Below are 19,571 nucleotides of genomic sequence, written 5' to 3' on the forward strand. Positions count from 1 at the left end.
CGAGGGCGCCTTTCTTGCCGATGCAACGGACCCGCGTCGCCGCGGACCGTTCCGGTTTACGCGTATGCCGGGCGCGTCTGGCCGGCCACGTCCTTCAGGTAGCGGTGGACCGACAGGTCGTCGGCCTGGATCGCCGGCTTCTTGCCCGAGATCAGGTCGGCGAGCAGCTGGCCCGACCCGCACGACATCGTCCAGCCGAGCGTGCCGTGACCCGTGTTCAGGAACAGGTTCGACACCGGCGTGCGGCCGACGATCGGGGTGCCGTCCGGCGTCATCGGGCGCAAGCCCGTCCAGAACGTCGCCTTCGACGTGTCGCCGCCGCCCGGGAACAGGTCGTTCACGCACATTTCGAGCGTTTCGCGGCGCGCCGCGCGCAGGTTCTTGTCGAAACCGACGATCTCTGCCATGCCGCCGACGCGGATGCGCTGGTCGAAACGCGTGATCGCGATCTTGTACGTTTCGTCGAGCACCGTCGACACGGGCGCGGCTGCCTCGTTGACGATCGGTGCGGTGATCGAGTAGCCCTTCAGCGGATAGACGGGGATCTTCATCAGGTTCGCGATGAAGTTCGTCGAGTACGAGCCGAGCGCGACAACGTACGCATCCGCGCGCACCGTCTCGCTGCCGCACTGCACGCCGGCGATCCTGCCGCCGGCGATCGCGAGTGCGTCGATCGGCGTGTTGTAGCGGAACTTCACGCCGAGCGATTCGGCGAGCGCTGCAAGGCGCGTCGTGAACAGCTGGCAGTCGCCGGTTTCGTCGCCCGGCAGGCGCAGGCCGCCCGTCAGCTTGTGCGACACGGCGGCGAGAGCCGGTTCGGCGTGCTTGAGCTCGGCCGGCGACAGCAGTTCGAACGGCACGTTCGCTTCCTGCAGCACCGCGATGTCCTTCGCCGCGCCGTCGAGCTGCTGCTGCGTGCGGAACAGCTGCAGCGTGCCGCCCGTGCGGCCTTCGTACTGGATGCCGGTGTCCGCACGCAGCGCCTGCAGGCACTCGCGGCTGTATTCGGCGAGACGGACCATGCGGCCCTTGTTGACCGCATAGCGCTCGGCCGTGCAGTTGCGCAGCATCTGCCACATCCACTGAAGCTGGAAGCGCGTGCCGTCGAGGCGGATCGCGAGCGGCGCATGCTTCTCGAACATCCACTTGACGGCCTTCAGCGGCACGCCGGGCGCGGCCCACGGCGCCGCATAGCCGGGCGAAATCTGGCCCGCGTTCGCGAAGCTCGTCTCGAGGGCCGGGCCGGCCTCCCGGTCGATCACCGTGACTTCATGACCGGCGCGTGCGAGGTAATACGCGCTTGCCACGCCCACCACACCGCTGCCCAGAATGACGACTCGCATAGCTGCTCCAGATGGAAGGAATCAGGTCGAGGCCGGGCGCACTTGCGTCTCCGTGTAACCTCTAGCTGATCTAGTGTTTTGCGCTATGGTATTGTCGAATGTGTAGGTTTTGTTATCGTATTTTTCAGGTTTTCAGAAGAAACAAATGAGAACGCAACGTCAGCCAGTACGCTCCCTCGACAAGCTCGACCGGCGCATCCTGAAACTGCTCCAGGACGATGGCCGGATGGCGATGAAGGACCTCGCGGAACAGGTCGGGCTGACCGTCACGCCGTGCATCGAGCGCGTGCGGCGGATGGAGCGCGACGGGGTCATCACCGGCTACCACGCGCGCGTGGATCCGGGCCAGCTCGGCGCGGCGCTGCTTGTGTTCGTCGAGATCACGCTCGGCCACAAGGGCGGCAACATGTTCGAGCAGTTCCGCCGCGAAGTGATGAAGATCGACGAGGTGCTCGAATGCCATCTCGTGTCCGGCGATTTCGACTACCTGATCAAGGCGCGGATCGGCGAAATGGCCGACTATCGCAAGCTGCTCGGCGACATTCTGCTGCAGTTGCCCGGCGCGGTGCAGTCGAAAAGCTATGTCGTGATGGAAGAAATCAAGGAGACGCTGACGATTTCGGTCGGCGAGTGACCGTTGCCGCGGCCCGTTGCCGGGCTGTCAGCCGGACCCTTTATCTCGCCCTTGGCACGCTGCACCCAATACTGTATAAATGTACAGTATTGGGTGCAGGCGAATGGGTGAGCGCATGGACGGTCTGTCCGACAACGAATTTCCGATAGCGCCGCCCGCGCCCCGCAAGGGGCGCGGCGCGGTCGACAATCTGCAGGGGCGCTATGAAACGGCGCTGCGCGAAGCGGTCGACGACGGCTGGACGCGCGAATCGGACGACACCGATCTGCCTGCTCCGCTGCGCACGCAGGTGTTCGAGGAGCGCGCGAAGAGCATCCTGACGCACAACCAGTCGCCGGACATTCCGTTCAGCGTGTCGCTCAATCCGTATCGCGGTTGCGAGCACGGCTGCATCTACTGCTTTGCCCGGCCGACGCACAGCTACCTCGGCCTGTCGCCCGGGCTCGATTTCGAGAGCCGGATCTATGCGAAGGTCAACGCGGCCGAACTGCTCGAGCGCGAGATTTCGCGCAAGCGTTACGTGCCCGAGCCGATCGCGCTCGGCGTCAACACCGACGCATACCAGCCGGTCGAGCGCGATCTGCGCATCACGCGCAGCGTGATCCAGGTGATGCACGATCACGGGCTGCCGTTCGCCGCGATCACGAAATCCTCGCTGATCGAGCGCGATCTCGATCTGCTCGCGCCGATGGCCGAACGCGGGCAGGTGATGGCGGCGGTCACGATCACGACGCTCGACGCCGAGCTCGCGCGCACGCTCGAGCCGCGCGCGGCGACGCCGGCGCGCCGGCTGCGGACGATCCGCGCGCTGCGCGACGCGGGCGTGCCGGTCGGCGTGAGCATTGCGCCGATGATCCCGTTCGTCACCGAGCCCGACATGGAGCGCGTGCTGGAGGCATGTGCGGAAGCCGGCGCGACGCACGCGAGCTACATCATCCTGCGCTTGCCGTGGGAGGTCGCGCCGCTGTTCAAGAACTGGCTCGCCGCGCATTTTCCGGACCGCGCGGAGCGCGTGATGAACCGCGTGCGCGACATGCGCGGCGGGAAGGATTACGACTCGGATTTCTCGAAACGGATGAAGGGCGAAGGGATCTGGGCCGACCTGTTGCGGCAGCGCTTCCGTCAGGCCGTCAAGCGGCTCGGCTTGAACGAGCGCAGCAACGGCATTCTCGACATGTCGCGGTTTCGCGGCCCACCGGTGGCCGCCGCGGCAGCTCGGCGCCCGGTGGCGGGCGCAGCCGGCGCGAAGTCGCGCGACGACATGCAGCTGAGCCTGTTCTGACCGGCGCGCGGCGGCGCTTACTGCGAAATCTGCTTCGCCGCTTCGACCTGCGATTCGAAGTACGTCTGGAACGACAGTGCGAGCGCGGTCATCAGCAGGAACGCACCGATCAGCAGCGAGAAGATCACGATGAAGATCACCGTCCAGCCCGAGCGGCTCTGCTTGCCCGTCTCGGCATTGAACTGCGCATCCCATTTTTCGTCGGGGCGCAGCCCGTAGACGAGTGCGGCGAGGAACGCGGCCAGCAGCGAGATCGCGCCGGGCACGGCGAGCCACCAGCCAAGGCTGGCCGTGCGCTGGGTCGCCGCGAGCAGCAGAAAGCCCGGAATCCCGACGATCGTCGCGAGCAGGTGTGCCCAGCCGTACACGTCGCGAAAGCCGTACAGATAGAAGCGATGCGCGCCGAGCGAACCGAACAGGAATGCGAGGGCGGCGGTGAGCGTCTTGGAGCGGAAGCGGCGGGACGGTGCGGTGCTGCTGGACATGGGTGGCGGCGGATTATCGTTGGCATGGGCGCCGGCGGGTCGGCGCGGGCGCTCGGCCCGGCACGCATTCTACGATGCCCGGTCGGGGCCGGTCATCCGTCGCCTGCGTCAAGGTGCCGCATAGGTGACGCGGTAGATCGCACCTGCGTAGTCGTCGCTCACGAGGAGCGAGCCGTCCGGCAGCGGCAGTACGTCGGCCGGCCGTCCCCATACGGTGCCGTCCGCGCGCAGCCAGCCCGTGATGAACGGCGTCTGGCGTGCGTGACTGCCGTCGGCGGACACGACCGCGCGCATCACGCGGTAGCCGACCTTCGTGCTGCGGTTCCACGAACCATGCTCGGCAATGAAGACGTTGTTCCGATACGACGCCGGAAACATCGGTCCCGTATAGAAGCGCATGCCCAGTGCCGCGACGTGCGCGCCGAGCTTCAGCACGGGCGGCACATAGCGGCGGCACACGTCGGGGCTTCCGAATTCCGGGTCGGGCCGGTCGCCGCCATGACAGTAGGGAAAGCCGAAGTCGAGGCCCGCCCGCGGCGCGCGGTTCAGCTTGTCGTCGGGCACGTCGTCGCCCATCAGGTCGCGGCCGTTGTCGGTGAACCACAGTTCGCCCGAGTCGGGGTGCCACGCAAAGCCGACGGTATTGCGCACGCCGCGGGCAAATACCTCGCGTCCGCTGCCGTCGGCATTCATGCGCGCGATGATCGCGTAGCGGTTGCGATCGGCGAGGCACACGTTGCATGGCGCGCCGGTCGGCACGTAAAGCTTGCCGTCGGGGCCGAATGCGATGAATTTCCAGCCGTGATGGTGGTCGGTCGGCAGCGCGTCCGTGACGACCGCTGGCGCTGGCGGCTTCGCGAGCCGGTCGTCGATCTGGTCGAGGCGCAGGATGCGCGACACGGCGGAGATATAGAGCGCGCCGTCGCGGTATGCGACGCCGACCGGCATGTCGAGCCCCGATGCGATCACGTGGCGGGCTGTGATCCGGCCCTCGTGCATCGCAAACGCGTAGACGCGGCCTTCCCGCGAGCCGACGTACAGGATTCCGCGCGGCGACCACGCCATTTCGCGTGCGGCCGGCACCGCGTCGGTCAGCACGTCGACGTGGAACCCGGGCGGCACGACGAGCTCGCTCACCGGCGGCGCGGCGCCAGCGGCAGCCGACGCAACGCAGGCGACGAGGCCGGCCAGCATGCCCGCGAGGCGGTGCTGCGCACGGTGTGCCGGGGCGGCGCAAAATAGCGGCATGGCGGCGGGAGGCATCGGGAACACGACGATTGTATGCCCGGCGGACAGGGCGTCTGCGGAATTTTTGCGCGTAAGTGTTTGTTGTGGCTTTGGTTTCCGGCTATAATCGCACGTTTCAGTAGTTTCGAACCCGGTTTTCCCGAAGGATTTCATATGGTTATCATCCGTCTGGCTCGCGGCGGCTCGAAGAAGCGCCCGTTCTACAACATCGTCGCTACCGATTCGCGCAACCGTCGTGACGGCCGCTTCATCGAGCGCGTCGGCTTCTACAACCCGGTCGCCACGAAGGGCGAGTCGCTGCGTATCGCTCAGGATCGCCTGACGTACTGGCAAGGTGTTGGCGCGCAACTGTCGCCGACCGTCCAGCGTCTCGTGAAGGAAGCGCAAAAGGCGCAACCGGCCGCCTAACATGGCGCGGTGTGCCGGTCGTGCCGGCTGCAAGGAGCATTGATGTCCGGTCACGATTCCGGTAACGCAAAGCGCGGGCGAGCGTCGTTTGGCGCATTCGTCCGCAAGCCGGTCGAACGCGACGTTGTCGCGAACGCCGGTAAGGCTGCCGAGCAGGGCAGCCTCGAAGCGGTGCAAGCCTGGCCCGACGATGCTGTCGAGGTCGGGGCGGTGGTCGACGCCTATGGCCTGAAAGGCTGGGTCAAGGTGGCGACGCATGCCGACGCAGGCCGCGGCGGCGATGCGCTGCTCAACGCGCGCCGCTGGTGGCTGGAACGGGGTGGGGAGCGGTTGTCCGCCCGCATCCTGCAGTCGAAGACGCACGGCGACACGGTCGTCGCGCAATCCGCGGGTGTCAGCGACCGCGATGCCGCACTGGCTTTGCGCGGCTTTCGCGTGTTCGTGCGCCGGGAAGATTTCCCGGCATTGGCCGCGGACGAATTCTATTGGGTCGACCTGATCGGTCTCGACGTCGTCAACGAGCAATCGGTGGCGCTCGGGACAGTGAGCGGGATGATCGACAACGGCGTGCATTCGATCATGCGCGTCGAGTATCCGGCAGTCGGCAAGGATGGCCAGCCGACCACCAGCGAACGGCTGATCCCGTTCGTCGGCGTCTATGTCAAGACGGTGGATCAGGCGGCACGTCGCATCGTCGTCGACTGGGAAGCCGATTACTCATGAACCAGGTTACGGAGAGCGCGGTGCAGTTCGACGTCGTCACGCTCTTTCCCGAAATGTTCCGCGCACTGACCGACTGGGGTATCACCAGCCGGGCCGTGAAGCAGGAACGCTTCGGGCTGCGCACCTGGAATCCGCGTGATTTCACGACGGACAACTACCGTACGGTCGACGATCGCCCGTACGGCGGCGGTCCGGGCATGGTGATGCTGGCGAAGCCGCTCGAGGCCGCGATCGATGCGGCGAAGGCAGCGCAGGCGGAGCAGGGCATCGCGAGCACACGAGTGGTGATGATGTCGCCGCAGGGCGCGCCGTTCACGCACGAGCGGGCGACGCGGATGGCGCAGGAGCCGGGTGTCATCGTGCTGTGCGGCCGCTACGAGGCGATCGATCAGCGTCTGCTCGACCGTTGCGTCGACGAGGAAATCAGCCTCGGCGATTTCGTTCTGTCCGGCGGCGAACTGCCGGCGATGGCGATGATGGATGCCGTCGTGCGCCTGCTGCCCGGCGTGCTGAACGATGCGCAGTCGGCCGTGCAGGACAGCTTTGTCGACGGGCTGCTCGATTGTCCGCATTACACGCGCCCCGAGGAATACGAAGGGGTGCGCGTGCCGGACGTGCTGCTCGGCGGGCATCATGCCGAGATCGAGAAGTGGCGGCGCCAGGAAGCATTGAGGAATACGTTGCGGAAGCGGCCGGACCTGATCGTCCGTGCGCGCCGCGAGAAGTTGCTGAGTCGTGCCGACGAGGCGTGGCTTGCGAACCTCGCACGCGAAGCGAAAGACGCCTCCTGAGGCGGTTTCGCGGGCGGGAAATGGCGGTGCCGTGCATGCGTGCGCGGTGCCTGATGTGAATCCATCCTCTATCGGGGCCAGGCCTGGAAGCAGGCGGGTGCAAACGCCGACAAGATGGCTTTAGGAGTCAGTGATGAATCTGATCGCAAAACTTGAGCAGGAAGAGATCGAGCGCGCGCTCGCCGGCAAGACGATTCCCGAATTCGCCCCGGGCGATACGGTGATCGTGAACGTGAACGTGGTTGAAGGTAACCGCAAGCGCGTTCAGGCTTACGAAGGCGTCGTGATCGCGATTCGCAACCGCGGCCTGAACTCGAACTTCATCGTCCGCAAGATCTCGTCGGGCGAAGGCGTCGAGCGTACGTTCCAGACCTACTCGCCGCTGCTGGCGAGCATCGTCGTGAAGCGTCGCGGTGATGTGCGTCGTGCGAAGCTGTACTACCTGCGCGAGCGTTCGGGCAAGTCGGCTCGAATCAAGGAAAAGCTGGTGTCGAAGGATCGCACCGCAGCAGCTTCCCAAGAGTAAGAGCTGTAAGGAAAAAGCACCCTCCCGGGTGCTTTTTTCATTCTGGCGCGACAATATGCTCGATACGACACGAATCCGAGAGCCCCATTGAATCGCCGCCCCATCATTGACCCTGAAGTGCTGCCGGTCGAAGGCACCGGCGCCGGCCTGCCGTCCCTCGATCCCCGGCTGATGACGCCGTCCGGGTTGCGCGAACGTTTCGCGCGCACGCTCGAGTGGAGCGTGGAACCCGCCGAAGTGCGGTTGCAGGAGGGCGTCGATCCGCGCAGTGCCGCCGTCCTCATTCCGCTCGTCGTTCGCGACACCGGCCTCACCGTGCTGCTGACCCAGCGCGCGGACCACCTGAACGATCATGCCGGACAGATCAGCTTCCCCGGCGGCCGACGCGAGCCGTTCGATCGCGATGCGACCGCGACCGCGTTGCGCGAGGCGAAGGAGGAGATCGGATTGGCCGCCGAGCCGGTCGAGGTCCTCGGTGCGCTGCCCGACTACCTGACGGGGACCGGCTTCTGCGTGACGCCCGTGGTGGCGCTCGTGCATCCGCCGTTTACCGTCCAGGCCGACACGTTCGAAGTCGCCGAGATCTTCGAGGTGCCGCTCGCGTTCCTGATGAGTCCCGCGAACCACCAGGTGCGTGTGTTCCGCTGGGAAGGCGGCGAGCGTCGTTTTTTTGCGATGCCTTACCCGAACGACGCATCGGCCGGGCATTACTTCATCTGGGGCGCAACTGCCGGCATGTTGCGCAATCTGTACCGCTTCTTGGCGGCCGGATAGGCTCCCGTCCAGCCCGGCGCGCGCGGCCGGCCCGCGGCCCGTCGCGCCGGCAGCCATCCGTCGCTTACGCTGTGCTATCGTTATGCAAAAAATGACATAACTCCGAAGACGGCGCCACGCATGACTTTCTTTTCGGTTCTCCTCGCTCTCATCATCGAACAGGTCCGCGCGTTGTCGCCGAGCAATCCGGTATTCGCGCTGTTCCAGTTTCATGCGGAAACCGTCGCGCATGGTCTCGACGCCGGCAAGCAAAAACATGGCGTGCTCGCGTGGCTCGCGGTCGTGCTGCCGTGGGTGCTGGTCGTCGCGCTGATCTACTTCCTGCTGTACAAGGTGAGCTTCGTGCTCGCGTTCATCTGGAACGTCGTCGTCGTGTATTTCACGCTCGGCTTCCGCCAGTTCAGCCATTACTTCACCGATATCCATCTCGCGCTCAACAACGACGACGTGCCGCGTGCGCGCGAGATCCTGCACGAGTGGACGGGCCTCGACACGGTCGACATGCCGGTCGGCGAAATCGTCCGCCATACGCTGATTCATGCGGTCGTTGCATCGCATCGCCACGTGTTCGGCGTGTTCTTCTGGTACGTGCTGCCGATCGGTCCGGCCGGCGCCGTCCTGTACCGCATCTCCGAATATCTCGCGCGCAGCTGGTCGACGCCGGGCGACGAGCGCACGGCCGCGTTCTCGACGTTCGCGCAGCGCGCATTCTTCGTGATCGACTGGATTCCGTCGCGGCTGACCGCGCTCGGCTTCGCGATCGTCGGCAACTTCGAGGACGCGATCTACGCGTGGCGCAATCACACGCGCCAGTGGCCCGACCCGAACGACGGCGTGCTGCTCGCGGCCGGCAGCGGCGCGCTCGGCGCGCGTCTCGCCGGGCCGCTCGCGGAGCCGTCGAGCCTCGATGCACTGGCGGTCGGCGACAGCGGCCCGCTGACGGTCGGCGACGACTGCACGCCGCGCACGCTGCAGTCGGCGGTCGGCCTGGTATGGCGTGCGGTGATCCTGTGGATGATCCTGCTGCTGATGCTGACGTTGGCGGTCTGGGTGTCGTGACGCGCTCGCGCAGCACGCGATGAAATGAAAAGGCCGGCTCGATGCCGGCCTTTTCGCTGTGGGCCCGCGCGTTGGCGTTCAGTCGTCGAGCGGATCGCGCACGGCGCCGCATTGCCAGCAGGCCGTGAACTGCGCCTCGAGCGCCTCGCCGCACTGCCGGCAGCGCCACGGCGCGGCACCGGCCGACGGGCCGTGCGATGCGGCGTCGAGCAGGCGTCGCGCGAGCGCATCGTCGCGCTCGTCGTCGAGCCACAGCTCGGGCGCGCACGCGTCGGCGGGGAGGCCGCCGAGCGCGCCGGTCGCGTAGCAGTTGTGCAGCTCGCAACCGATACCGGCCACCTGCAGCACGTTCGCCCAGTGCTGCGCGGTGGCCAGGTCGGGCGCCTTGAAACGCATCGCGGCTCCTGTCGATGAGGGCCGGCCTAGTTCGGTCCGGCCGCCTTCCGTGCGCCGAGGACTCAGCGAACGATCTGGCTCGCCTCGTGCACGAGTTGCGCATAAAGCGCATGCCGGGACGGCGCAATGCGGCCGTCGGCGACGGCTTCGAGAATCGCGCAGCCGGGCTCGTGCAGATGATGACAATTATAGAAACGGCAATCCGCGAGCAACGGGCGGAATTCCGGGAACGCGCGCTCGAGGCGGCCTTCGGTCAGATGATAGAGGCCGAACTCCTGGAAACCCGGCGAATCGATCAGCGCGCCGCCGCCGTCGAGCGGGTAGAGGCGCGTGAACGTCGTCGTGTGGCGCCCGCTGTTGAGCGCAGCCGAGATCTCGCGGGTCGCGGCTTCGGCATCGGGCACGAGCAGGTTCACGAGCGTCGACTTGCCCATCCCGGACTGGCCGAGCAGGATCGTCGAATGGCCGGCCAGATGCGGCATCAGCTGCGCGCGCGCGTCGTCGGGCGCGCCCTTCACCGACAGTTCGAGCACGTCGTAGCCGAGCGCGCGGTACGGCGCGAGGCGTTCGCGCGCAACCGGCAGCGCGGCCTCGACGTCGATCTTGTTCAGTACGACGAGCGGCTTCAGTTCGTTCGCCTCGGCCGCGATCAGCGCGCGGCCGAGCAGGTCCTCGCTGAAATAGGGCTCGGTCGCGAGCACGATCAGCAACTGATCGAGGTTCGCCGCGAACAGCTTCGACTTGAACTGGTCGGAGCGGTACAGCAGGTTGCGCCGCTCGCCGATTTCGACGATCACGCCCTGGTCGGCCGATGCCTGTTCGTACGCGACGCGGTCGCCGACCGCGATCTCGCTCTTCTTGCCGCGCGGGAAACACTGCAGCATCGGGCCGCCGTCGTCGGGCGCGACGATGTAGTGGCGACCGTGCGCCGCGATCACGCGGCCTTCGACACGCGGCGCGCCCGATGCGCGCGGGGCCGGCTTGCGGGAGGTCGGCCGGCTCATGCGTGCTGCATCAGGCGGTCGATCCGCTGCGACGCGGGCGGATGCGAGTAATAGAAGGCCGTGTAGACGGGATCGGGTGTGAGCGTCGACGCGTTGTCCTCGTAGAGCTTCACGAGCGCGCTGACGAGATCCTGCGCGTCGGTCTGGCTGGCCGCGAACGCGTCCGCCTCGAATTCATGCTTGCGCGACGTGAGGCTGCTGAACGGCGTCGCGAAGAACAGGAACACGGGAATCGCGAGGAAGAACAGCACGAGCGCGGCGCCCGCGTTGCTCGAGTCGAGCGACGGCGTGACGCCGAGCCCCGTGTAGAACCACGTGCGCTGCGCGAGCCAGCCGAGCAGCGCGAGCAGCACGAGGCTGAGCACGAACGATACGAGCATCCGCTTCATCACGTGGCGGCGCTTGAAGTGGCCGAGTTCGTGGGCGAGCACGGCCTCGATTTCCTGGCCGGACAGCCGCGCGAGCAGCGTGTCGAAGAACACGATCCGCTTCGATGCGCCGAACCCGGTGAAATACGCGTTGCCGTGCGCGGAGCGGCGGCTGCCGTCCATCACGAAGAGCCCCTTCGCCGCGAACCCGCAGCGTTTCATCAGCGACTCGATGCGCGTGCGCAGCGCTTCGTCGGTCAGCGGCTCGAACTTGTTGAACAGCGGTGCGATGAAGGTCGGGTAGATCAGCAGCACGAGCATCTGAAACGCGACCCAGACGATCCACGTCCACAGCCACCACAAGCTGCCGGCCTGGTTCATCAGCCACAGCACGACGAACAGCAGCGGCAGGCCGAGCACGGCGCCGAGCAGCGTATTTTTCAGCATGTCGGTGAAGAACAGGCGTTTCGTCATCCGGTTGAAGCCGAAGCGCTGCTCGATGCCGAACTGGCGGTAGTACTCGAACGGCACGTCGATCACGCCGGTGATCGCGAGCACCGCGGCGACGAGCGCGACCTGCTGCGCGTAGCCGCGGCCGAGCCAGCCCGTCAGCAGCGTGTCGAGCGCGCCGACGCCGCCGAGCAGCGTGAGGCCGACCAGGACGGCCGCGCTGACGACGATCTCGAACATCGCGAGCCGCGTGCGCTCGACCGTGTAGTCGGCTGCGCGCTGGTGGGCGGTCAACGGAATGGTGCTGCTGAACTGCTCGGGCACGCCGTTGCGGTGCGCGGCGACGAAGCGGATCTGCCGCGACGCGAGCCACAGCTTGGTGACGACCATCGCAAGCACGGCGATCGCGAACAGCAGGGTGAACGAAAAGGGTGACATCGAAGGCGCCAAAGGGTTCTATGCGAGAATTATATGTTCTTGCGGCCCGGGCCCGCTCATGCGATGCCGGCCGCCCGGGCGGCGCCGTGCGCCGTCCGCCATTTTCCAGGATGACTCATGACCGATACCGCCGCTTCCGCCAGCCAGCCCGCGCTCGTGCGCAACGAGTTGAACCTCGTCTGGCTCGACATGGAGATGACGGGCCTCGACCCGGATAACGACCGCATCATCGAAATCGCGGTCGTCGTGACCAATTCCACGCTCGACATCGCGGTCGAAGGCCCCGTGTTCGCGATCCACCAGAGCGACGAAACGCTCGCGAAGATGGACGACTGGAACAAGTCGACGCACGGCCGTTCCGGGCTGATCGACCGCGTGCGCGCGTCGACCGTGACCGAGGCGGAGGCCGCCGCGCAGCTGCAGGCGTTCCTCGCGCAATACGTGTCGCCGGGCAAGTCGCCGATGTGCGGCAACTCGATCTGCCAGGACCGCCGTTTCATGGCGCGCTGGATGCCGGAATTCGAGCGGTTCTTCCACTACCGCAACCTGGACGTCAGCACGCTGAAGGAGCTGTGCCGCCGCTGGCAGCCCGCGATCTACAAGGGCTTCCAGAAGCGCGCGATGCACACCGCGCTCGCCGACATCCACGAGTCGATCGACGAGCTGAAGTACTACCGCGAGCATTTCCTGATTCCGGCCGCGTCGGCGCCGGCAAGCGATTCCGTGCCGGCCGCCTGAGCGCGCCGGCACCCATGCGGCGCCCGATCCGCGTTCAGCGCCGCGCGCTCTTCGGCCGGAACGCCGCGACCACCGCGGCGTCGGTCTCGATGTACGGGCCGCCGATCAGGTCGATGCAATAGGGCACGGCCGCGAAGATGCCGGGCACGGTCGACTTGCCGTCGGCATCGCGCAGCCCTTCGAGCGTTTCCCGGATCGACTTCGGCTGGCCGGGCAGGTTGATGATCAGCGCCGCATGGTCGCCCCCGGCCGTTTCGCGGATCACCGCGACCTGCCGCGACAGGATCGCGGTCGGCACGAAGTTCAGGCTGATCTGCCGCATCTGTTCGCCGAATCCCGGCATTTCCTTCGTCGCCACGGCCAGCGTGGCTTCCGGCGTCACGTCGCGGCGCGCGGGGCCGGTGCCGCCGGTCGTCAGCACGAGATCGCAGCCGGCGACGTCGACGAGTTCGGTCAGCGTGGCCGAGATCGTCGGCGCGTCGTCCTGGATCAGCCGTGTTTCGGCGCGCCACGGCGAGATCAGCGCACCGGCGAGCCATTCCTGCAGCGCCGGGATCCCCTTGTCCTCGTAGACGCCCGTGCTGGCGCGGTCGCTGATCGACACGAGGCCGACCACGAGTTCGTCCGGGTGGTTACGCTTCGTCGTCATGGTCGTCTCCGGCGTCGTCCGGCGCTTCGTCGCCGTCCGCTTCGTCCGTGCCGCTCGCGGTCTTGATCCACTGGAACAGCTCGCGGAAATAGCGCGGCGGCTTGCCTTGCTGCGCTTCCTTGCGCGCGTTGCGGATCAGCGTGCGGCCTTCCTGGATGTCCGCTTCGGGGTGCTGCCGGAGGAATTCGGTCAGCGCGTCGTCGCTCGCGAGCAGCTGTTCGCGCGTGCGCTCGATCCAGTGCAGGCGGGCCGTCGCGGCCTTGTTCACGCCGCGCTGCGCGTCGAGCGCGGTGCGCAGCGCGGCCGTTTCGTCGTCCGTCAGCGAGCGCATCACGCGGCCGACGTACTGGAGCTGGCGGCGCTTGCCTTCGTGATCGGTGATCCGGCGCGCCTCGCGTACGGCGTCCGCGAGATCTTCGGGCATCGGCATGCGCTTGAGCGCGTCCTTCGGCAGGTCGACCAGCGCCTGGCCGAGTTCCTGCAACGCGTGCATCTCGCGCTTCAACTGGGATTTGCTGGGGCGATCGTAGCCATTGTCGTCGTCTTCGGCGGCATGCTCGATCGGCTGGATTCGGGTTTTGCGTGTCATGGGCGGCATTGTATCGCGGCGCGGACACCCCAAGCTTGTCGGTATATGGCCCCGGACCTTGCTATGATCGCGGGATACGCAACATTTTGACCATGCGGGCGCCCGCCCGCCACCGGATACCAAGACGATGGCAGCCAATCTCGACGTACAAGCGCGCTATTTCCCGCACACGCAGGACCAGCTCAAGGAAATCGCGTCGGACATCCTCCGCCACGCGAAGGCGCTCGGCGCAACCGACGCCGCGACCGAAATCTCCGAAGGCGACGGCCTGTCGGTATCGGTGCGCCGCGGCGAGGTCGAGACGATCGAACACAACCGCGACAAGATGGTCGGCGTGACGGTGTTCATCGGCAAGAAGCGCGGCAACGCGAGCACGTCGGACTTCTCGCCGGCCGCGATCAAGGATACGGTCGCCGCCGCTTACAACATCGCGCGCTTCACGGCCGAGGACGATGCGGCCGGCCTCGCCGAAGCCGAACTGCTCGAGACCGACCCGCGCGACCTCGACCTCTATCATCCGTGGGCGCTGACGGCCGACGAGGCCGTCGAATTCGCACGCCGCGCGGAAGACGCCGCGTTCGCGGTCAGCCCGCAGATCCGCAACTCGGAAGGCGCGAGCGTGTCGGCGCAGCATTCGCAGTTCGTGCTCGCGACGTCGCGCGGCTTCCTCGCCGGCTATCCGTACTCGCGCCACTACATCGCGTGCGCGCCGATCGCCGGCAGCGGGCGCCACATGCAGCGCGACGACTGGTATTCGTCGAAGCGCAGCGCGGTCGATCTCGCCGCGCCGGAGGCCGTCGGGCGCTACGCGGCCGAGCGTGCGCTGGCGCGGATGGGCGCACGCCGTCTCGACACGCGCAAGGTGCCCGTGCTGTTCGAGGCGCCGCTCGCGGCCGGCCTGCTCGGCGCGTTCGTGCAGGCGGTCAGCGGCGGCGCGCTGTACCGCAAGACGTCGTTCCTCGTCGACAGCCTCGGCAAGCCGGTGTTCGCACCGCACGTCCAGGTCGTCGAGGATCCGCACGTGCCGCGCGCGATGGGCAGCGCGCCGTTCGACGAGGAAGGCGTGCGCACGCGTGCGCGCAGCGTCGTGAAGGACGGCGTCGTCGAAGGCTACTTCCTGTCGACCTATTCGGCGCGCAAGCTCGGCACGCAGACGACCGGCAACGCGGGCGGCTCGCACAACCTCGCGCTGCGCAGCTCGAACACGCAGCCGGGCGACGACTTCGACGCGATGCTGAAGAAGCTCGGCACGGGCCTGCTGCTGACCGAGCTGATGGGGCAGGGCGTGAACTACGTGACGGGCGACTATTCGCGCGGCGCGGCCGGCTTCTGGGTCGAGAACGGCGTGATCCAGTATCCGGTCGAGGAAATCACGGTCGCGAGCACGCTGCAGGAGATGTTCCGGCACATCGTCGCGATCGGCGCGGACTCGATCGTGCGCGGCACGAAGGAAACCGGCTCGGTGCTGATCGAACAGATGACGATCGCCGGGCAATGAGCGGCGCGGCTTCGGCCGCCGGAAACAGAAAAGCCCGACCGGCGCGTGTGAGCCGGTCGGGCTTTTTCATGGTATGTCGCGTGCCGCGTGTCAGCCGCGCGTGCGCTCGTAGACGACGAACGCATAGCCGAACGTGTTCGGCGCGGCCGCCTGGTGCGGGTCGCGCGATACTTCGCGCCAGTGCGCGGGATCGGGCGCGGGAAACGACGCGTCGCCGTCGAAGTCCGCATCGATCTCGGTGACGATCAGCTTGTCGGCGAGCCCGAGCCCTTCCGCATAGAGTTGCGCGCCACCGATCAGGAACGCTTCGGCCGCGCCGTCGCGTGCGGCAAGCGCGAGCGCGTCGGCGAGCGACGTGACCGTGTCGCAGCCGTCGAAGCGGCGCGCGGCGTCGCGCGTGACGACGATGTTGCGGCGGCCCGGCAGCGGCCGGCCGATCGATTCGTGGGTCTTGCGGCCCATCACGATCGGCGCGCCCATCGTCGTGCGCTTGAAGAACGCGAGGTCCTCCGGGAGTTTCCAGGGCAACTGGTTGTCGCGGCCGATGATGCCGTTGCGGGCGCGCGCGACGATCAGGGTCAACGTCGTCATGAAATCGGGAAAGAGGAAAGCCGGAATGGCGCCGATTCTACCGGAATGACGGCAGGCGGCCGCTTCGGCGTGGAGGGGCGCCGGCGAGCCCGGATGCCCGCGCATCGCCGCAGGCTGCGACGATGCGCGGCGCTGCGCGCCGTGACGTGCGGAATAAAAAGAGTGCCCGCCGGGGGACGGACACAAGAAACGGTTCGCGTCGCGGCGTCGACGCAGCCGAAGTCGGCCGGCATCGTTCGATTCGGTATGCAATCCTTATCGATTGTGATGCCCAGTCCGTTGCAGGCGCATCATTGATGAATGCGGTTCGTTGCGCTGCGCTCCAGCGCGTGCTGCGCGTCGCCGGGACGCGGCACGGGGATCGGCACCGGCAGCCGCGCCGGCGGGGTGATCTCGTCCCACAGCGTCACCGACGTGTCGTCGGACGAACGCGGTTGCGGCACCGCGACCGGCACGATGCCGAACCGGCTGTCGTGATGCATGCCCGGCATGTTATCGGCGAGCAACAGCGCGCGTTCGGGTTTCGCGCTTTCTTCCGCGTGCGCCGGCAAGAACGGACACGCAAGCGCGAATGCAATCGCCACCTGTCCGAAAGACAGTGAAAAAGGTATTCGCATGGTCGCTTTCTCCGGTCTGTTACGGATTCAGCGAAATGCATGCCATCGGCCGAAGAGCGTTGTCGGGCTTGCGCTCCGCAAGCGGGCACGGTGACGCGCGAGCCAAAATGCCGGGAAATGTTTCAGCCGTGAAACGAGCGGGCTCCGGAATACTGCGGATTCAACCGGCACGCGGCAAGGTTGAAAATCGGCGCGTGTGTCGATGCATGAGCGTATCGCTGCGCGCCCTATGTGCAGATGATTGATATGCGCCGACCGCTGAGCGATTCGACCGCTCGCCCATTCGCGCCGCAATCGGCATGTCGTATTCGGCGCCTATAACCAAGCTGTCGTGACCACAAAACAACTGGACGCGATATAAGCGCCATCATGCGAGGCTTGTCGTTGCCGAGCATCGGCATGGCGAATCGAGCCGCTTCGGCTGACCCGATTCGATCCGATTCGATCCTTTTCGCACGCGGCTTGCGTGTGCGGCAATCGTTAGACGGTTGATGAACGGGGTGGGGATATGGGAGCCGAGCAGCGGCATGTGATCTATTTCTCGCGCGAACCGAACGACGCGTTGCGCGGGCATTTCGACGAATGCGGGTGGCGCGTCGATCTCGCGGAAAGTGCGCGCGACGTGCGGCGGGTCGTGCAGCACGGCGTTGCCACCGCCGGCCTGCTCGATTTCTCGCCGGGTTTCAGGCCCGCGGATCTGCGCGAACTCGAGCCGTGCCTCAGCATCCAGCACATCGGCTGGATTGCGGCGACCCGCCGCGGCCAGTTGCAGGACGCCACGCTGCGACATCTGATTCGCGACTATTGTTTCGACTACGTGACGATGCCGTACGAGACGTCGCGCATCGTCGAGACCGTCGGCCATGCGCATGGCATGGTCGCGCTGACCGATCCCGTCGCGTCGCCCGTGGGCGCCGGGCGCGCGGAGGGCGAGATGGTCGGCACCTGCGACGCGATGCTCGGGCTGTTCCGGACGATCCGGCGCGTCGCGACCACCGATGCGCCCGTGTTCATCTCCGGCGAATCGGGTACCGGCAAGGAACTGACGGCCGTCGCGATTCACGAGCGCTCGGCGCGCGCGCATGCGCCGTTCGTCGCGATCAACTGCGGTGCGATTCCGTCGACGCTGCTGCAGGCCGAACTGTTCGGCTATGAACGCGGCGCGTTTACGGGCGCGAACCAGCGCAAGATCGGCCGCGTCGAGGCCGCAAACGGCGGCACGCTGTTTCTCGACGAGATCGGCGACCTGCCGCTCGAAAGCCAGGCGAGCCTGTTGCGCTTCCTGCAGGAAGGCAAGATCGAGCGGCTCGGCGCGCATGCGTCGGTGCCGGTCGACGTGCGCGTGATCTGCGCGACGCACGTGGACATGGAGACGGCGCTGCGCGAAGGGCGCTTCCGCGAGGACCTGTTCCATCGGCTGTGCGTGCTGAAGATCGAGGAGCCGCCGCTGCGCGCGCGCGGCAAGGACATCGAGCTGCTGGCGCGTCACATGCTCGAGCGTTTCAAGGGCGATGCGCATCGCCGGCTGCGCGGCTTCTCGCCGGACGCGATCGCTGCGCTCTACGGCTACTCGTGGCCGGGCAACGTGCGCGAGCTGATCAATCGCGTGCGCCGCGCGATCGTGATGTCGGAGGGCCGGATGATTACCGCGGCCGATCTCGAACTGAACGAATTCGCGATCCTCGCGCCCGTGTCGCTGACCGAGGCGCGGGAGGCGGCCGAGCGGCAGGCGATCGAGCAGGCGCTGCTGCGCCATCGCGGCCGTTTCGCCGATGCGGCGCGCGAACTCGGCGTGTCGCGGGTGACGCTCTACCGGCTGATGTGCGCGCACGGCATGCGCGATCGCGGCGACCCGCTGGGAGCGTTTCCGCCGCCGGTCCCGGAGGTTCCGCGCCACGCTTGCTAAAATTGGCGGGTGCGGCCGCCCTCGCGGCCGAAGGAACCCGCATGAAACAGTATCTCGACCTCGTTCGCACCATCCTCGACACCGGCACCTGGCAGGAGAACCGCACGGGCATCCGCACCATCAGCATGCCCGGCGCGATGCTGCGGTTCGACCTGCAGCAAGGTTTCCCGGCCGTCACGACCAAGAAGCTCGCGTTCAAGTCCGCGATCGGCGAACTGGTCGGCTTCCTGCGTGCGTCGCGCAGCGCGGCCGATTTCCGCGCGCTCGGCTGCAAGGTCTGGGACGCGAACGCGAACGACAACGCGCAGTGGCTCGCGAATCCGTACCGCCGGGGCGTCGACGATCTCGGCGACGTGTATGGCGTCCAGTGGCGCCAGTGGCCCGGCTACAAGGTGCTCGACGCGCGCGCCGACGCGCAGATCGCGGATGCGACGCGCCGCGGTTTCCGGATCGTCACGCGTTTCGACGAGGACGGCGCGCCGAAGGTGCTGCTGTACAAGGCGATCGACCAGCTGCGCCAGTGTCTGGACACGATCATGGAGAACCCGGCCGACCGCCGCATCCTGTTCCATGCGTGGAATCCGGCCGTGCTGGACCAGATCGCGCTGCCCGCGTGCCATCTGCTGTATCAATTCCTGCCGAACGTCACGAAACGCGAAATCTCGCTGTGCCTGTACATCCGCAGCAACGACGTCGGACTCGGCACGCCGTTCAACCTGACGGAAGGCGCCGCGCTGTTGTCGCTGGTCGGCCGGCTGACGGGCTATACGCCGCGCTGGTTCACCTATTTCATCGGCGATGCGCACATCTACGAGAACCAGCTCGACATGCTGCAGCAGCAGTTGACGCGCGAGCCGTACGACAGTCCGCGGCTCGAGATCGCGGAGCGCGTGCCGGACTACGCGAAGACGGGCGTCTATGCGCCCGAATGGCTCGAACGGGTCGAGCCGTCCGACTTCTCGCTGGTCGGCTACCGGCACCACGAGCCGCTGACCGCGCCGATGGCGGTCTGAGCCCGCGGCTCCGGGCGCGACGCGGATCACGCGAATCGCGC

22 protein-coding genes are annotated in these 19,571 nt (G+C 66.9%); 12 read left to right on the forward strand and 10 right to left on the reverse strand.

All coding sequences use genetic code 11. From position 1 onward, the window contains the following. Positions 1–56 precede the first annotated feature (56 nt). Positions 57–1,343, reverse strand: coding sequence for a D-amino acid dehydrogenase (locus Q3A80_RS16810; RefSeq protein ID WP_446330072.1), 1,287 nt, complete (start codon positions 1,341–1,343; stop codon positions 57–59). A gap of 145 nt (positions 1,344–1,488) precedes the next feature. Between Q3A80_RS16810 and Q3A80_RS16815 the strand changes: the two genes are divergently transcribed. Further along, positions 1,489–1,977 carry an Lrp/AsnC ligand binding domain-containing protein gene (locus Q3A80_RS16815; RefSeq protein WP_006762687.1) on the forward strand — a complete coding sequence of 163 codons (489 nt, stop codon included), beginning with the start codon at positions 1,489–1,491 and terminating at the stop codon, positions 1,975–1,977. A 103-nt stretch (positions 1,978–2,080) separates the two neighbouring features. Then, a complete protein-coding gene (locus Q3A80_RS16820; RefSeq protein WP_446330073.1) occupies positions 2,081–3,259 on the forward strand; it encodes a PA0069 family radical SAM protein in 1,179 nt (392 codons plus the stop codon). Between the two features lie 17 nt (positions 3,260–3,276). Here the strand turns inward: Q3A80_RS16820 and Q3A80_RS16825 are convergent, their stop codons facing one another. After that, entirely contained in the window at positions 3,277–3,744 is a 468-nt protein-coding gene (locus Q3A80_RS16825) for an NINE protein (RefSeq protein WP_151063712.1), read from the reverse strand. Positions 3,745–3,852: 108 nt separating this feature from the next. Next, positions 3,853–4,992, reverse strand: coding sequence for a PQQ-dependent sugar dehydrogenase (locus Q3A80_RS16830; protein ID WP_446330223.1), 1,140 nt, complete (start codon positions 4,990–4,992; stop codon positions 3,853–3,855). A 153-nt stretch (positions 4,993–5,145) separates the two neighbouring features. On the opposite strand from Q3A80_RS16830, the gene rpsP reads away from it, so the two are divergent. From rpsP to Q3A80_RS16860, 6 genes are all read left to right on the forward strand, one after another. Then, positions 5,146–5,400, forward strand: coding sequence for a 30S ribosomal protein S16 (rpsP, locus tag Q3A80_RS16835; RefSeq protein WP_006476550.1), 255 nt, complete (start codon positions 5,146–5,148; stop codon positions 5,398–5,400). Positions 5,401–5,442: 42 nt separating this feature from the next. After that, on the forward strand, positions 5,443–6,123 hold the full coding sequence (gene rimM, locus Q3A80_RS16840) for a ribosome maturation factor RimM (protein ID WP_446330074.1): 681 nt from the start codon (positions 5,443–5,445) through the stop codon (positions 6,121–6,123). Then, positions 6,120–6,914, forward strand: a complete 795-nt coding sequence (gene trmD / locus Q3A80_RS16845) for a tRNA (guanosine(37)-N1)-methyltransferase TrmD (protein ID WP_446330075.1) — start codon at positions 6,120–6,122, stop codon at positions 6,912–6,914. Before rimM ends, trmD begins: the two co-directional genes overlap by 4 nt. Before the next feature lie 133 nt (positions 6,915–7,047). Further along, positions 7,048–7,440, forward strand: a complete 393-nt coding sequence (rplS, locus tag Q3A80_RS16850; protein WP_011883860.1) for a 50S ribosomal protein L19 — start codon at positions 7,048–7,050, stop codon at positions 7,438–7,440. A gap of 87 nt (positions 7,441–7,527) precedes the next feature. Next, complete coding sequence (locus tag Q3A80_RS16855) at positions 7,528–8,214, forward strand: CoA pyrophosphatase (protein WP_446330076.1); 687 nt, start codon at positions 7,528–7,530, stop codon at positions 8,212–8,214. Positions 8,215–8,334: 120 nt separating this feature from the next. Beyond that, positions 8,335–9,273: a CobD/CbiB family protein gene (locus Q3A80_RS16860; protein ID WP_446330077.1), complete on the forward strand. Its 939-nt coding sequence runs from the start codon at positions 8,335–8,337 to the stop codon at positions 9,271–9,273. A gap of 78 nt (positions 9,274–9,351) precedes the next feature. Here Q3A80_RS16860 and Q3A80_RS16865 read toward each other — a convergent pair whose 3' ends face one another. The 3 genes from Q3A80_RS16865 to Q3A80_RS16875 form a co-directional block, all read right to left on the reverse strand. Beyond that, entirely contained in the window at positions 9,352–9,669 is a 318-nt protein-coding gene (locus Q3A80_RS16865) for a putative signal transducing protein (RefSeq protein ID WP_059465154.1), read from the reverse strand. Between the two features lie 62 nt (positions 9,670–9,731). After that, on the reverse strand, positions 9,732–10,673 hold the full coding sequence (gene rsgA / locus Q3A80_RS16870; protein ID WP_446330078.1) for a ribosome small subunit-dependent GTPase A: 942 nt from the start codon (positions 10,671–10,673) through the stop codon (positions 9,732–9,734). Further along, the gene (locus tag Q3A80_RS16875; protein ID WP_446330079.1) at positions 10,670–11,929 is read right to left on the reverse strand and encodes a M48 family metallopeptidase; all 1,260 of its coding nucleotides are present in this window, start codon (positions 11,927–11,929) and stop codon (positions 10,670–10,672) included. Before Q3A80_RS16875 ends, rsgA begins: the two co-directional genes overlap by 4 nt. A 117-nt stretch (positions 11,930–12,046) precedes the next feature. Here Q3A80_RS16875 and orn point away from each other — a divergent pair, with 117 nt between their 5' ends. Next, positions 12,047–12,667, forward strand: a complete 621-nt coding sequence (orn, locus tag Q3A80_RS16880; protein WP_446330080.1) for an oligoribonuclease — start codon at positions 12,047–12,049, stop codon at positions 12,665–12,667. A 34-nt stretch (positions 12,668–12,701) separates the two neighbouring features. On the opposite strand, the gene mog is transcribed toward orn, so the two are convergent. Beyond that, positions 12,702–13,316, reverse strand: coding sequence for a molybdopterin adenylyltransferase (mog, locus tag Q3A80_RS16885; protein WP_446330081.1), 615 nt, complete (start codon positions 13,314–13,316; stop codon positions 12,702–12,704). Continuing rightward, positions 13,300–13,905 carry a ribosome biogenesis factor YjgA gene (yjgA, locus tag Q3A80_RS16890; protein ID WP_446330082.1) on the reverse strand — a complete coding sequence of 202 codons (606 nt, stop codon included), beginning with the start codon at positions 13,903–13,905 and terminating at the stop codon, positions 13,300–13,302. Before yjgA ends, mog begins: the two co-directional genes overlap by 17 nt. 127 nt (positions 13,906–14,032) lie before the next feature. On the opposite strand from yjgA, the gene pmbA reads away from it, so the two are divergent. After that, positions 14,033–15,403: a metalloprotease PmbA gene (gene pmbA / locus Q3A80_RS16895; RefSeq protein WP_446330083.1), complete on the forward strand. Its 1,371-nt coding sequence runs from the start codon at positions 14,033–14,035 to the stop codon at positions 15,401–15,403. Between the two features lie 90 nt (positions 15,404–15,493). Here the strand turns inward: pmbA and Q3A80_RS16900 are convergent, their stop codons facing one another. After that, positions 15,494–15,994, reverse strand: a complete 501-nt coding sequence (locus Q3A80_RS16900; RefSeq protein WP_446330084.1) for a dihydrofolate reductase — start codon at positions 15,992–15,994, stop codon at positions 15,494–15,496. Between the two features lie 290 nt (positions 15,995–16,284). Beyond that, positions 16,285–16,578, reverse strand: coding sequence for a hypothetical protein (locus Q3A80_RS16905; protein WP_446330085.1), 294 nt, complete (start codon positions 16,576–16,578; stop codon positions 16,285–16,287). A gap of 541 nt (positions 16,579–17,119) precedes the next feature. Here Q3A80_RS16905 and Q3A80_RS16910 point away from each other — a divergent pair. Both Q3A80_RS16910 and Q3A80_RS16915 read left to right on the forward strand, forming a co-directional pair. Then, the gene (locus Q3A80_RS16910; RefSeq protein WP_446330086.1) at positions 17,120–18,517 is read left to right on the forward strand and encodes a sigma 54-interacting transcriptional regulator; all 1,398 of its coding nucleotides are present in this window, start codon (positions 17,120–17,122) and stop codon (positions 18,515–18,517) included. Positions 18,518–18,558: 41 nt separating this feature from the next. Continuing rightward, positions 18,559–19,530, forward strand: coding sequence for a thymidylate synthase (locus Q3A80_RS16915; RefSeq protein ID WP_446330087.1), 972 nt, complete (start codon positions 18,559–18,561; stop codon positions 19,528–19,530). The last annotated feature ends 41 nt before the right edge of the window (positions 19,531–19,571 follow it).

The sequence above is a fragment of the Burkholderia sp. SR8 genome (assembly GCF_052851275.1).

Bases quoted from the DNA above. Each gene is read 5' to 3' on its own strand.
- Q3A80_RS16815 (WP_006762687.1), top strand. From the start codon at position 1,489: ATGAGAACGCAACGTCAGCCAGTACGCTCCCTCGACAAGCTCGACCGG.
- Q3A80_RS16900 (WP_446330084.1), bottom strand. From the start codon at position 15,994: ATGACGACGTTGACCCTGATCGTCGCGCGCGCCCGCAACGGCATCATC.
- Q3A80_RS16860 (WP_446330077.1), top strand. From the start codon at position 8,335: ATGACTTTCTTTTCGGTTCTCCTCGCTCTCATCATCGAACAGGTCCGC.
- yjgA (WP_446330082.1), bottom strand. From the start codon at position 13,905: ATGACACGCAAAACCCGAATCCAGCCGATCGAGCATGCCGCCGAAGAC.
- orn (WP_446330080.1), top strand. From the start codon at position 12,047: ATGACCGATACCGCCGCTTCCGCCAGCCAGCCCGCGCTCGTGCGCAAC.
- rpsP (WP_006476550.1), top strand. From the start codon at position 5,146: ATGGTTATCATCCGTCTGGCTCGCGGCGGCTCGAAGAAGCGCCCGTTC.
- Q3A80_RS16825 (WP_151063712.1), bottom strand. From the start codon at position 3,744: ATGTCCAGCAGCACCGCACCGTCCCGCCGCTTCCGCTCCAAGACGCTC.
- mog (WP_446330081.1), bottom strand. From the start codon at position 13,316: ATGACGACGAAGCGTAACCACCCGGACGAACTCGTGGTCGGCCTCGTG.
- Q3A80_RS16810 (WP_446330072.1), bottom strand. From the start codon at position 1,343: ATGCGAGTCGTCATTCTGGGCAGCGGTGTGGTGGGCGTGGCAAGCGCG.
- Q3A80_RS16865 (WP_059465154.1), bottom strand. From the start codon at position 9,669: ATGCGTTTCAAGGCGCCCGACCTGGCCACCGCGCAGCACTGGGCGAAC.
- rsgA (WP_446330078.1), bottom strand. From the start codon at position 10,673: ATGAGCCGGCCGACCTCCCGCAAGCCGGCCCCGCGCGCATCGGGCGCG.
- pmbA (WP_446330083.1), top strand. From the start codon at position 14,033: ATGGCAGCCAATCTCGACGTACAAGCGCGCTATTTCCCGCACACGCAG.
- rplS (WP_011883860.1), top strand. From the start codon at position 7,048: ATGAATCTGATCGCAAAACTTGAGCAGGAAGAGATCGAGCGCGCGCTC.
- Q3A80_RS16820 (WP_446330073.1), top strand. From the start codon at position 2,081: ATGGGTGAGCGCATGGACGGTCTGTCCGACAACGAATTTCCGATAGCG.
- Q3A80_RS16875 (WP_446330079.1), bottom strand. From the start codon at position 11,929: ATGTCACCCTTTTCGTTCACCCTGCTGTTCGCGATCGCCGTGCTTGCG.
- trmD (WP_446330075.1), top strand. From the start codon at position 6,120: ATGAACCAGGTTACGGAGAGCGCGGTGCAGTTCGACGTCGTCACGCTC.
- Q3A80_RS16830 (WP_446330223.1), bottom strand. From the start codon at position 4,992: ATGCCGCTATTTTGCGCCGCCCCGGCACACCGTGCGCAGCACCGCCTC.
- Q3A80_RS16915 (WP_446330087.1), top strand. From the start codon at position 18,559: ATGAAACAGTATCTCGACCTCGTTCGCACCATCCTCGACACCGGCACC.
- rimM (WP_446330074.1), top strand. From the start codon at position 5,443: ATGTCCGGTCACGATTCCGGTAACGCAAAGCGCGGGCGAGCGTCGTTT.
- Q3A80_RS16910 (WP_446330086.1), top strand. From the start codon at position 17,120: ATGGGAGCCGAGCAGCGGCATGTGATCTATTTCTCGCGCGAACCGAAC.